Here is an 11,915-nt window from a genome sequence, read left to right as displayed (position 1 = left end):
AGTGGCGTATTGCTCTTCCTTTTCGCGCCATTTGGCTTCCGGGTCTTCGGCGGCGGTTATCTCTCGTTTAAAGATGATCTCGGCAGCGCCTTTGGCACCCATTACGGCTATCTCTGCACTTGGCCAGGCGTAGTTCATATCGGCGCCAATGTGTTTGGAGTTCATTACATCATACGCGCCACCATAGGCCTTGCGGGTAATTACCGTAATGCGTGGTACGGTTGCCTCACAGAAGGCGTAAAGTAGTTTAGCGCCGTTGGTGATAATGGCGTTCCACTCCTGGTCGGTGCCCGGTAAAAACCCCGGCACATCTTCAAACACCAATAGTGGAATATTAAAGCTATCGCAAAAACGCACAAAGCGCGCGCCTTTGGTTGATGAGTTGATATCAAGCACCCCCGCTAAAAATGCAGGCTGATTAGCTACAATACCAATGCTGCGGCCTGCCAAACGGGCAAAGCCTACCACAATATTTTCGGCAAAATCTTTATGGACTTCCAGGAACGAGCCGTCATCAATCACCTGCTCAATCACGTCGCGGATATCATAGGGCTGGGAAACATTCTCGGGTAGTATATCTGTTAATGCGGGGCGGTCCTCGTTCTTTACCTCGTAAGGCAGGGCAGGGGCACGATCCTCGCAATTTTGAGGCATATAGCTTAAAAGTTTTTTTACGTTGTTGATAGCCTCTATCTCGTTAGCGCAGGCAAAATGGGTAACGCCGCTTTTTGTTGCGTGGGTGTTGGCACCACCAAGTTCTTCAGACGTTACCTGCTCGTGCGTTACCGTTTTTACCACGTTGGGGCCTGTTACAAACATATAGCTGGTATGCTCTACCATCAAAATAAAATCGGTAATGGCGGGCGAGTACACCGCGCCACCCGCGCATGGGCCCATAATGGCCGAAATTTGCGGCACTACGCCGCTGGCCATGGTATTACGGTAAAATATATCGGCGTAGCCACCAAGTGATACCACACCTTCCTGGATACGCGCACCGCCCGAATCATTCAGGCCTACAACGGGCGCGCCATTCTTCATGGCCAGGTCCATTATTTTGCAGATCTTTTCGGCGTGGGTTTCTGAAAGCGAACCACCGAAAACGGTAAAGTCCTGCGAAAAAACGTACACCAAACGGCCGTTTACTGTACCATAACCGGTAACCACACCATCGCCGGGGTATTTTTCTTTCTCCATCCCAAAATCGGTACTGCGGTGCGAAACCAGCATCCCTATCTCCTGGAACGACCCATCATCCAATAAAAAATGCAGCCTTTCGCGTGCAGTTAATTTTCCCTTTTTGTGCTGACTTTCAATGCGTACAGCGCCACCACCCTCAAGCGCCTGATCGCGCTTTTTTTGTAAAATCTCCAGCTTTTTATTCACTATGCGGTTTATTGGTAAAGCGATAAAATTAGTAATTATATTGTAAGATTAGCTTTAAACGCCACAATGATACTTTACGTTTCTAAAAAACGTTATCTTTGTGACGCATGAAAAAAAGAATTTTCAAAAATTCAATAGCAGCATTGTTTATGGGCATCTTTTTAATAAAGATGGTTATATCAATTGCGCCTGTTTTTTTATGTATGGATAACAAAACCGTTCGTGCGGTTATCATGCAGCTTGAGCATGAATCAAAAAATGAAAAAGAAGATCCTGACAAGGAAATTTTTAAAGACAAGAAGTTTTTTGATGAAAATCTAAACCACCTTACCGTTTACAGGCCACTTGTTGTTGAAAACAACATACTGCATAACTTAGAAAAATCTCTTTACAAGCAGGTGTATCATCCTGTGGTGCCCACGCCGCCTCCCAACGCATAACAATGATGGCCGGATATTTTCATATCCGGTGAGCCACTACACACCCTGTTTTTTTAACACAGGCCGAAAAACCATGTGCTGTTTTCAACCCGCTAACGCTAAGTCAAAAGTAATAGGTCGAAAGTCTTAAGTCATTATACGACGAAACTTAAGACTTATGACGGAAGACTTTTAACTTACTGCTATCTGTGTTGCTTAACATGCTGTTTATTTAAGTTTTCATTATAAAATTATTGTTATGCAAATCAAGCAAGGCGGCGTTTCCGCCGGCGACCTTAACCTGAAGAAATATTTTCTGGCTAAAAATTTAAAGAAAGATCTGCCCGCCGGGTTGGTTGTATTCCTGGTGGCGCTACCCTTATGTTTGGGTATAGCCCTGGCATCGGGTGCGCCGTTATTCTCCGGGATATTATCGGGTATTATTGGCGGTATTGTAATAGGCACCCTGAGCGGTTCGCAATTAAGCGTAGCCGGGCCAGCAGCGGGTTTAACCGTTATTGTGTTAAATTCAATAGCCAGCCTCGGCTCGTTCGATGCGTTTTTATTAGCCCTGGTGCTGGCCGGTGCCCTCCAGATCGTTTTTGGTTTAGTTAAAGCGGGCACCATTGCCAACTACTTTCCATCATCGGTTATTGAGGGGATGCTGGCTGCAATCGGTATCATCCTCATCATGAAACAGTTCCCGCACGCGGTGGGCTTCGATTCGGATTTTGAGGGCGACGAAGGGTTTAGTCAAACCGATTCAAACAACACCTTTTCGGGCATACTCAGGGCCCTGGCTAAAATAAATTACGGTGCGGTTATTATTGCCGCTGTTTCTTTATTGCTGATGATATACTGGCCAAAATTTAAAAAGCTGGCTATTGTACCCGCACCTTTAATGGTTGTTGTTGCCGGTGTGGTGCTGGCCACGGTGTTTTCGGGCACGGGCCTGGCTTTGTTAGATAAACAGTATGTACAAATACCATTAGTGAACAGCACGGGCGAGTTCTTCGGCCTGTTTAAATCGCCCAATTTTAGTGGGATAGGCAATAAGGCGGTTTGGATAACCGCGGCTACTATTGCCATTGTAGCCAGTTTAGAAACTTTGCTGAGCCTTGAGGCGGTTGATAAAATTGACCCTATTAAACGGATATCGCCTACAAACCGCGAGCTGGTTGCCCAGGGTGCGGGTAATTTGGTGAGCGGTATGTTGGGCGGTTTACCCATGACGGCCGTTATCGTACGTTCATCAGCCAACGTAAATGCAGGCGCGCGTACCAAAATGAGCGCTATTTTCCACGGTATTTTATTACTGGTATGCTTGCTGGCTATCCCATCCTTGCTGAACAAGATCCCGCTATCGTGCCTGGCGGCTATACTGTTAACAGTAGGTTACAAACTGGCAAGGATAGGCTTGTTTAAGCACATGTGGCATAAAGGGCTGGATCAGTTTGTTCCGTTCGTAATAACTATTGTGGCCGTTGTGTTTACCGACCTGCTGATTGGTGTAGGTATTGGTATGCTGGTAGGGGTGTTCTATATACTGCGTACTAACCTGCGTAACCCTTACTTCTACACCATTTCGCCCAATGGCGAGAAAAATACCATCCGTATAAAACTGGCCGAGGAGGTATCGTTCCTGAATAAAGCCGCTATACAAATAACCTTAACCAGTTTGCCAAAAGGCAGCGATGTGGTTATCGACGGCTCAAACTCGCGCTATATAGACCCGGATGTGCTGGAGATCATCAACAATTACAAGCACAATGCTTACACCAAAGGCATTATTGTACAATTACAAGATATAAAAGAGCGGTATGAAATACCGCCATTGAAAGACCTGGTTTATAAACCTTAATAAATTAATACTACCATGAGCATTACAGAAAATAAAAACGGAAAAAACGGTATAGATACCAAAAGTATATCACTGGCACAAAGCGCCAGCTATAATAAACTAAAACAAAATAATAGCGATTGGGCTGCGAAAAGGGTACAGGAAGACCCTGAGTTTTTTACGAAACTGGCACAAGGCCAAAGCCCCGAGGTATTGTGGATTGGGTGCTCTGACAGCCGCGTGCCTGCAAACGAAGTTACCGGTACCAAGCCAGGCGAAGTGTTTGTACACCGCAATATTGCTAACGTGTGTGTGCACTCGGACATGAACATGCTAAGCGTGCTTGATTATGCTGTTAACGTATTAAAAGTAAAACATGTAATTGTTGCCGGGCACTATGGCTGCGGCGGGGTTGCAGCAGCTTTAACCAGCAAGCAGTTTGGTATTATTGATAACTGGTTGCGCCATATTAAGGATGTTTACCGCCTGCATGCCAACGAGCTTGATCGTATTACGGATGAAAAGGCTAAGGTTAACCGCCTGGTTGAGCTTAACGTTACCGAGCAGGTGTACAATCTTTGCAAAACATCTATTATACAAAACGCGTGGATGAACCGTACCGATCTGGAAGTACACGGCTGGGTAATTGACTTAAGCTCGGGCCTCATTAAGGACCTTGGCGTAAGCGCCAGTAACCCGCACAACCTGGGTTATGTATACGAGTTTGATAATGAAACTGTAGCTGCGCATTAATAAGCCCTATTTTCTATCTATATATAATTACCCGGTTGTTATACAGCCGGGTTTTTTTTGCTACATTAAAACAGGATAAATTTATATATGTTTAAGCTGTAAATAACACTATATGCTGCGCCAACTCAAAGAGAAACGTACCCTTAAGCATAACCTGATGCTGGCATCATCGTCGGCATTTGTGGCGGGCATAACAGATGTAGTGGGGCTGCTGGCTTTTTTAGCCTTTACATCAAATGTTACGGGGCATGTGGCAAACCTCGCAAAAAATATCCTTCAGCAGGATTTTAATGATATTATCATATTTGCAATATGGTTGCTGATGTTTATGGTAGGTTCGTTCGTGTCTAACTTCATTGTGCAATCTCTAAAACACAAAAGCTATTACAGGGCGCACTCGGTACCAATAATACTGGAAATAGTAGTACTACTGTTTGTTGCCATTTATGGGCATAAGTTTTACAAGGAAACGGAATTCGAGCGTAAGGTTGTTATAGGCTCGTTGCTGTTTGCTATGGGTTTACAAAACGGGCTGGTTTCAAATATATCAGGCGGGTTGATCAAATCAACCCATCTTACCGGTTTATTTACAGACCTGGGCAGCGAACTGGCCGACTGGATGCACCCCAAAACTAAGGAAAGTGAAGAAGTGAAGAACAAAATATACGTGCGGCTAACTATCCTTACTTTTTTTATTTTTGGCGGATTGATGGGCGGCTATTTTTTTAACCTGTACGAATTTAAAGTGTTTTATTTTGTGCCTGTTATACTACTTACTATATTGTATTATGATATGTTACCCCTGTTTTTCCACAAAATATTCCAGGTAATTTATCCTGTTAAAACAAAAAATATTAAAAACTAAACATACCTATCTATGTGCGCTACTAAGTTAATTCACGATACCAGCCATATCTCTTACGAGAGTTTGCTGGATGGCAACCGCCAGTTTGTTGAGGATACACTGAAAGAAGACCCTCAGTATTTTGAAAAACTGGCCAATGGCCAAAAACCACCTGTTTTATGGATTGGCTGTGCCGATAGCCGTGTGCCTGCCAACCAGATAACCAACACCAACCCGGGCGAGATATTTGTACACCGTAATATTGCCAATATGGTGATCCATACCGATATGAACATGCTTTCGGTTTTGGATTATGCTGTAAACGTATTGCAGGTAAAGCATGTAATAGTTACAGGCCATTATGGCTGCGGTGGCGTACTGGCAAGCATGACCAATAAACAATTTGGACTGATTGATAACTGGCTGCGCCATATTAAAGATGTTTACCGCGTACATGCCAAAGAACTTGATGCCATTGCTGACGAAAGCAAACGCGGCGACCGCCTGGTGGAACTGAACGTGATAGAGAACGTAAGCAACCTTTGCAAAACATCCATTGTGCAAAATGCCTGGGCAAACGGCCAGGAACTTAACGTACATGGTTGGGTGTACAGCCTTGCCACGGGCGTTATTACCGATATGAAGGTAAGCACCAGCAACAACTCTAAAATGGCTGAGGTGTTTAGGTTTGCGAAATAGAATCAGGAGATAAGAGTAGAGAATTAAGAGGTAAGAGTCAAGAACCAAGACAGAAATCATAACTCACGTTCTCGCAGGGGCTTCGGAACGAGACCCTGCCGCATACGAGGCAACGCAGGAGCCACGATGTGAGACCCTGCGACGATGAAACGAAAATAAAAAGAGCCGGAATATTTATTCCGGCTCTTTGCTTATACAGATATTTCTCCTGTCTTGATTCTTATCTCTTGAATCTAAAAATTAGCTTTCTTTCTCTAAAAACGGGTACCTGTAATCTTTTGGCGAATCAAAGGTTTCTTTGATGGTGCGTGGAGATACCCAGCGCAGCAGGTTGATCATTGACCCGGCTTTGTCATTAGTGCCCGATCCGCGGGCGCCGCCAAACGGCTGCTGGCCTACAACCGCTCCGGTTGGCTTATCGTTGATGTAGAAGTTACCGGCAGCGTTGCGCAGGCGTTGGGTAGCCTCGGCAATAGCATAACGGTCTTGCGACAGTATAGCACCTGTTAACGCGTAGATGGATGTTTTATCTACAACGTCAAGTATCTTATCCCATTCCTTGTCATCATAAACATAAATGGTTAATACCGGGCCAAACAGCTCCTCGCACATGGTTACATAGTAAGGGTCGTCTACACGTAAAACGGTTGGCTCAACAAACCAGCCCTGGCTTTTATCATAATTACCACCGGCAACAAGCTCAACGCCTTTATCTGCTTTAGCGGCATCAATATACTTAGCCAGTTTATCAAACGATACCTCGCTGATAACGGCATTAATAAAGTTGCCAAAATCTTCGGTAGGGCCCATTTTAAAGGTGGCCATTTCGCGTACCATGTGCTCCTTAACCGCTGGCCAAAGGCTTGCAGGGATGTATGCACGTGAAGCAGCCGAGCATTTTTGCCCCTGGTATTCAAACGCGCCGCGTAACAAGGCTACGGCAACCGCATCGGCATTGGCACTTGGGTGGGCAAGCACAAAGTCTTTGCCACCGGTTTCGCCCACAATGCGCGGGTAAGTTTTGTATTTAGGGATGTTGGCGCCAATTTCGCCCCAGATATGCTGGAAAACTTTTGTTGAACCGGTAAAGTGGATGCCTGCAAAATCAGGGTGACTGAACACCACGTTGCCAACCTCGGGGCCATCAGCGTAGATCAGGTTGATAACACCGTCAGGTAAACCGGCTTCTTTAAATATCTGCATAATAACATTGGCGGCGTACACCTGCGTATCGGCAGGTTTCCAAACCACCACGTTACCCATCATGGCTGCTGAGGCAGGCAGGTTACCCGCAATAGCTGTAAAGTTGAACGGCGTAAGCGCGAACACAAAACCTTCCAGCGGGCGTTGCTCTAAACGGTTCCAAACACCTTTACCTGATACCGGCGGTTGTTGCTGATAAATCTCCGTCATGTATTGCACGTTAAAGCGCAAAAAGTCGATGAATTCGCAGGCGGCATCAATTTCGGCCTGGTAAGCGTTTTTGCTTTGGCCAAGCATGGTAGCCGCGTTTATTTTATAGCGGTACGGGCCTGCAACCAGGTCGGCAGCTTTTAAGAATATAGCAGCACGCTGTTCCCATGGCAGGTTTTCCCAATCGGCTTTTGCAGCCAGGGCGGCATCAATAGCAGCAGTCACATGGCTTTTATCGCCATAGTGGAAAGTGCCTAAAAGGTGTTTATGATCATGCGGCGGGCGCAGTTCCATCAGTTTACCTGTCCGAACTTCCTGGCCACCGATGTACATCGGAATATCTATTTGTTTTGAGCGGGCTTCGTCTAAAGCGGCTTTAAGTGCTGCACGTTCTACACTGCGCGGGCCGTAGTTTAATACGGGCTCGTTTACAGGGACAGGAACGTTAAAAAATCCTTTTAACATAGGTGTTTAATTTAGTGCCGCAAAGATAGGGGTTTTGCCTTGGATGTACCAATCTGCTATAGGTTATAATAATATTGTGACGTGGGGTTGATGGATAAGGGGTTACCCTGTTGCTACCGCAAGCGTCCGCTTGTGGCCGCATGCTAAGTACCGTCGCTACCGCAAGCGTCCCGCTTGTGGCCGCATGCTAAGTACACGCTCTGCATCATATATAGAGCTAGCCTGTTCGTTACCGTCTTCAATCCACAAGCGGGACGCTTGCGGTAGCGGAGTTGGTTACCGTCCTAAAGCCAAAAGCGGCGCGCTTGCGGTAGCATTCGAAATCAACGCCTTAAACGGTTGGTAAACAACAAAGGCCGGATCAACCGGCCTTTGTTATTACACTTAATCAGGATAAACTCTTGCTATAAATTTTTTGTCCTTATCGCTTAAGTAATAATTATATCCAATCGATGACCCATCGGTAGTAAACTCTTTTGGAACAGGGTACTGCATGATCGAGGTAGGGTCGAACTTGGTGTTTCGTACATCATGTTTATTGTACTTATCAAAAATGTTAAAGTTTACCTGTTTTCTTGTCCAGTTGTTTGGTGGGCCCATGTAGTAATCATAAACCGCGGGTTTGTTCCATGGGATGTTGGCAACAGGGCTTAATTGTTCGTGGCCCAGGCCAATGGCATGGCCAAACTCATGTACCACTGTCCGGCTGAATTCTTTATCCTCTGTGTTTTTATTAAACCAGCCAAAATTCATGGTTTGGTAGGCTTTGTACTTTTCAGCGTCGGTACCCAATAACGACCACGAACCATGATCCTTGTTAACCTTAAACCCAACACGAATGTTCGATTCTGATTTTTTAGTGGTAACGGCAAAATGCAGGCTGGTATGGTCGGCCCATTTGCGCGCGTAAAAGATTACCTTATTGCGCAAAAACTCGCTGCCATTTATAAAATACACCTTCAGCGTTTTACCTTTTGCCCACTTAGTGCCTTTTACAAAAACCCCCCTTTGGCTAACTTCGTCATCTTCCTCATCTAATATAATAGGCTGGCTATCTGTTGGCTTGTCTACACAAACTTTTAATAAAGATGCATCTGTGGCAAAATCAGTTTCATTTTGCTCGTCGGTTGCAGTGGATGCCAATATCTCGGCGTCTGTGGTTGCGGCAACTGTTCCGGTACTGTCCTGCGTTGTTCCCATCTCGCTTTCGGGTGCTTTGGTACATGCTGATGCTATGCAAACTAATAGTATCGCGGTTAAATATCTTTTACGCATGATTAATTCTTTTAAAGTAATTAAATTTCGTTTAATATTATATTGTAACAGAAATGTCATGAAATTGTTTCCTTTAGATTCAATTCGCGTACCTAAAATCAAGCTAAACTTAGTAGGCTTTTAGTTTACGTCCCGTTGCTACCGCAAGCGTCCCGCTTGTGGCCGTATGCTAAGTACACGCCCTGCATCATATATAGAGCTAGCCTGTTTGTTAACCCTAAACCCAAAAGCGGGACGATCACGATAGCGATCGGGTTTTGCATATTTAAGTCTTGTTGTTATATTTAATAAATGAGTCGTAATTATAAGTTTCATAATCCCGAAGGGCTGTATTTTGTGAGCTTTGCTACTGTTTACTGGATTGATGTTTTTGTAAGAAGGCTTTATTTTGATTGTATTGTTAACAATTTGAACTTTTGCGTACAAAATAAAGGCATGGAAATATATGCGTGGTGTATTATGCCAAGCCATGTTCATTTGGTTTACAGATCAAATATTCAAAAACCTGAAGAAATAATTAGAGATTTTAAATCTTTTACATCGAAGGAGTTAATAAAACTAATAGAGGGGTAATATTCAGGAAAGCAGGCGGGATTGGCTTTTAAATTCTTTTAAAAAAGCAGCTGCTGTAAATACTAATAATACTAATAATCAATTTTGGCAACAGCATAATCATCCAATCGAATTATGGAGTGCCGATGTAATACAACAGAAAATTGATTACGTGCATAATAACCCTGTTGAAGCGGGCTTGGTAGAACAAGACTTTGAATATTTACACAGCAGCGCCAAGGATTATTGCGAAATTCCGGGTTTGGTAAAAGTAATAGTTACTTAAAGGGGTTTGTTCATTACCGTCCTAAACCCACAAGCGAGACGCTTGCGGTAGCCTTAGATTATTGCGAAATTCCGGGTTTGGTAAAAGTAATAGTTACTTAAAGAGGTTTGTTCATTACTCCTAAACCCACAAGCGGGACGCTTGCGGTAGCCTTAGGATAAGCAGTGGTTGACTGGTACAATTAGGATTAAGCTTTTATATAGTAAAGAATAAGGCTACAGCAGCAGCACCCATAATAAAGAAGGTAGTCCACAATAAAGCTTTTGATAACCACCCGCTTTTAAATTCGCCCATTATGCTATCACTCGTAGCAATTTTAATGATCAGAAATAATAATGGAACTGCTGCTACACCATTTATTACAGCAGTGTAGATTAATGCTTTTACCGGGTCGATACCCACAAAGTTGATGGTTAGGCCAATAAGTGTAGCAATGGTAATTACGCCATAAAAACCATGCGCTTTTTTTAGTTTAAGGTTTAGGCTGGCGTTCCAGTTAAAGGCTTCGGCCACGGCGTAGGCTGCTGAGCCTGAAAGTACAGGGACGGCCAGTAGCCCAAGCCCTATAATACCTACAGAAAAGATGAGTTTAGCCAGGTAGCCCGAATTTGGGAAGGAATGCACTAAGGGCTCCAGCGCTTTTGCGGCGTCGGCTGCATTTTTTATATCGGTAACGCCGCTGTTATGCAAAACTGTTGCGCCAACTAAAAGTATGCACCAGGTTGTAAATTCAGAGATAACCATACCTATGTTATTATCTTTACGCATGGCGTGGATATGCGGCCAGCCAATTCTTGGTTTTCCATGCCTTACCAATCCCTTAGCTTTTTCTTCCTCAACTTCCTGCGATGCCTGCCAGAAAAACATATAAGGGGTAATAGTGGTGCCAAATACACCGGTTATAATAAATAGGAACGCAAACGAGAATTCAAAATGAGGGATTACTGTTGCCTTTAAAACGGTTGGCCAGGGCTGGTCAACAATAAAAACGGTAATAGGGTAGGCCAGTAGTGCCAGCGCCAGCCATTTTAAAATTTTAGAATAAACCCTGTAATTCGTGAAGATCTCCAGTATCAATATTCCAGTGGTGAAAAGTAAGGTAAGCACAACAAAATTAACAGGCACCAGCAGTTGCGCTGCCTCAGCCATAGCCCCAATATCCGCGCCGATATTGATAGTATTAGCCACAACTACAAGGCCTACAACGGCGTAAAGCACTTTACGGCTATAATGTTCTTTAACAACTGCTGCAATGCCCTTGCCGGTTACAAGCCCTATCCTGGCGCAGGCTTCCTGTACTGCTATCATAAATGGAAGCATGTATAATGCTGTCCACAACTGCCCGTACCCAAACTGTGCGCCGGTTTGCGAATAGGTTGCAATTCCTGACGGATCGTCGTCGGCAGCGCCGGTGGTTAGCCCCGGACCTAAGAGGCCGAAAAACTTCCGCATTTTTCTGATTCTGAATCTGTACTTCAAGGGCATTTAATAGAATATGTTAATGGTTGTAAACCCAAAACAATATACTATCTATTTTCTGTTAAATATGATTTTTAGTTTTTGATACCTGTAATTAGTTATAGCACGCCCGCTTTCTTTGTTATTTATGATATTTGTACCGTAATTAAAGGCCAGATTTACCCAAAAGTGCCTGTCCCATTTTGTTCCGTTTACGTAACAAATGGGACAGGTATTGATTTGTAAACTATTATAAATCAATGAGTTGTAAATAATCGCTCATTTCCGTTTATGGTTGACTTTATGAGCAAAAAGGCCGAACTGAGGGCGAAAAAAGGCTAAAAAAAGCGTTTTTTGCCCCGGGCATTTTTGTCTCGTTTTTCAAAAAGTGGAACAAATTGTCTCGTCCTGAAATAAGTTGACGGTTTTATATATTGATTAATTGAGCTACAAATATAATTTTACACCGTAATAGGCATCTCTTTTTTTTGAACTTTGCGATAGTAGTTTTTCCACCGCCGCTTA

At 44.0% G+C, this 11,915-nt stretch carries 10 protein-coding genes; 6 read left to right on the top strand and 4 right to left on the bottom strand.

Annotated features, from left to right (window positions below; genetic code table 11):
* Nucleotides 1-1,386, bottom strand: a 1,386-nt coding sequence (locus WC615_RS19865) for an acyl-CoA carboxylase subunit beta (protein ID WP_372979806.1), incomplete at its 3' end; no start/stop codon positions are given.
* A 107-nt stretch (nt 1,387-1,493) separates the two neighbouring features.
* Between WC615_RS19865 and WC615_RS19860 the strand changes: the two genes are divergently transcribed.
* The 5 genes from WC615_RS19860 to can (WC615_RS19840) all read left to right on the top strand — a co-directional run bounded on the left by WC615_RS19860 (nt 1,494) and on the right by can (WC615_RS19840) (nt 5,941).
* The gene (locus tag WC615_RS19860; RefSeq protein WP_372979805.1) at nt 1,494-1,826 is read left to right on the top strand and encodes a hypothetical protein; all 333 of its coding nucleotides are present in this window, start codon (nt 1,494-1,496) and stop codon (nt 1,824-1,826) included.
* Between the two features lie 238 nt (nt 1,827-2,064).
* Nucleotides 2,065-3,666: a SulP family inorganic anion transporter gene (locus WC615_RS19855; RefSeq protein ID WP_372979804.1), complete on the top strand. Its 1,602-nt coding sequence runs from the start codon at nt 2,065-2,067 to the stop codon at nt 3,664-3,666.
* Between the two features lie 15 nt (nt 3,667-3,681).
* Nucleotides 3,682-4,398 (top strand): carbonate dehydratase, encoded by a 717-nt coding sequence (gene can / locus WC615_RS19850; protein ID WP_372979803.1) that lies wholly within the window; start codon nt 3,682-3,684, stop codon nt 4,396-4,398.
* Between the two features lie 112 nt (nt 4,399-4,510).
* Complete coding sequence (locus WC615_RS19845) at nt 4,511-5,263, top strand: YoaK family protein (protein WP_372979802.1); 753 nt, start codon at nt 4,511-4,513, stop codon at nt 5,261-5,263.
* A gap of 12 nt (nt 5,264-5,275) precedes the next feature.
* A complete protein-coding gene (can, locus tag WC615_RS19840; protein ID WP_372979801.1) occupies nt 5,276-5,941 on the top strand; it encodes a carbonate dehydratase in 666 nt (221 codons plus the stop codon).
* A 240-nt stretch (nt 5,942-6,181) separates the two neighbouring features.
* Here the strand turns inward: can (WC615_RS19840) and pruA are convergent, their stop codons facing one another.
* Nucleotides 6,182-7,819 (bottom strand): L-glutamate gamma-semialdehyde dehydrogenase, encoded by a 1,638-nt coding sequence (pruA, locus tag WC615_RS19835; protein ID WP_372979800.1) that lies wholly within the window; start codon nt 7,817-7,819, stop codon nt 6,182-6,184.
* 384 nt (nt 7,820-8,203) lie between these two features.
* Complete coding sequence (locus WC615_RS19830; RefSeq protein WP_372979799.1) at nt 8,204-9,094, bottom strand: M12 family metallopeptidase; 891 nt, start codon at nt 9,092-9,094, stop codon at nt 8,204-8,206.
* A 291-nt stretch (nt 9,095-9,385) separates the two neighbouring features.
* On the opposite strand from WC615_RS19830, the gene WC615_RS19825 reads away from it, so the two are divergent.
* On the top strand, nt 9,386-9,667 hold the full coding sequence (locus tag WC615_RS19825) for a transposase (RefSeq protein WP_372979798.1): 282 nt from the start codon (nt 9,386-9,388) through the stop codon (nt 9,665-9,667).
* Between the two features lie 460 nt (nt 9,668-10,127).
* On the opposite strand, the gene WC615_RS19820 is transcribed toward WC615_RS19825, so the two are convergent.
* Complete coding sequence (locus tag WC615_RS19820; RefSeq protein ID WP_372979797.1) at nt 10,128-11,384, bottom strand: NRAMP family divalent metal transporter; 1,257 nt, start codon at nt 11,382-11,384, stop codon at nt 10,128-10,130.
* Nucleotides 11,385-11,915: the final 531 nt, after the last annotated feature.

It is taken from the genome of Mucilaginibacter sp., assembly GCF_041663085.1.
Classification (GTDB): domain Bacteria; phylum Bacteroidota; class Bacteroidia; order Sphingobacteriales; family Sphingobacteriaceae; genus Mucilaginibacter.
The sequence above is the reverse complement of the archived record's forward strand: the minus strand, read 5'-3'. Positions and strand labels throughout refer to the sequence as shown.

Coding starts and splice junctions, on each gene's coding strand:
- WC615_RS19860 (WP_372979805.1), top strand. CDS start 1,494: ATGAAAAAAAGAATTTTCAAAAATTCAATAGCAGCATTGTTTATGGGC.
- can (WP_372979801.1), top strand. CDS start 5,276: ATGTGCGCTACTAAGTTAATTCACGATACCAGCCATATCTCTTACGAG.
- WC615_RS19845 (WP_372979802.1), top strand. CDS start 4,511: ATGCTGCGCCAACTCAAAGAGAAACGTACCCTTAAGCATAACCTGATG.
- pruA (WP_372979800.1), bottom strand. CDS start 7,819: ATGTTAAAAGGATTTTTTAACGTTCCTGTCCCTGTAAACGAGCCCGTA.
- WC615_RS19825 (WP_372979798.1), top strand. CDS start 9,386: ATGAGTCGTAATTATAAGTTTCATAATCCCGAAGGGCTGTATTTTGTG.
- can (WP_372979803.1), top strand. CDS start 3,682: ATGAGCATTACAGAAAATAAAAACGGAAAAAACGGTATAGATACCAAA.
- WC615_RS19855 (WP_372979804.1), top strand. CDS start 2,065: ATGCAAATCAAGCAAGGCGGCGTTTCCGCCGGCGACCTTAACCTGAAG.
- WC615_RS19830 (WP_372979799.1), bottom strand. CDS start 9,094: ATGCGTAAAAGATATTTAACCGCGATACTATTAGTTTGCATAGCATCA.
- WC615_RS19820 (WP_372979797.1), bottom strand. CDS start 11,384: ATGCGGAAGTTTTTCGGCCTCTTAGGTCCGGGGCTAACCACCGGCGCT.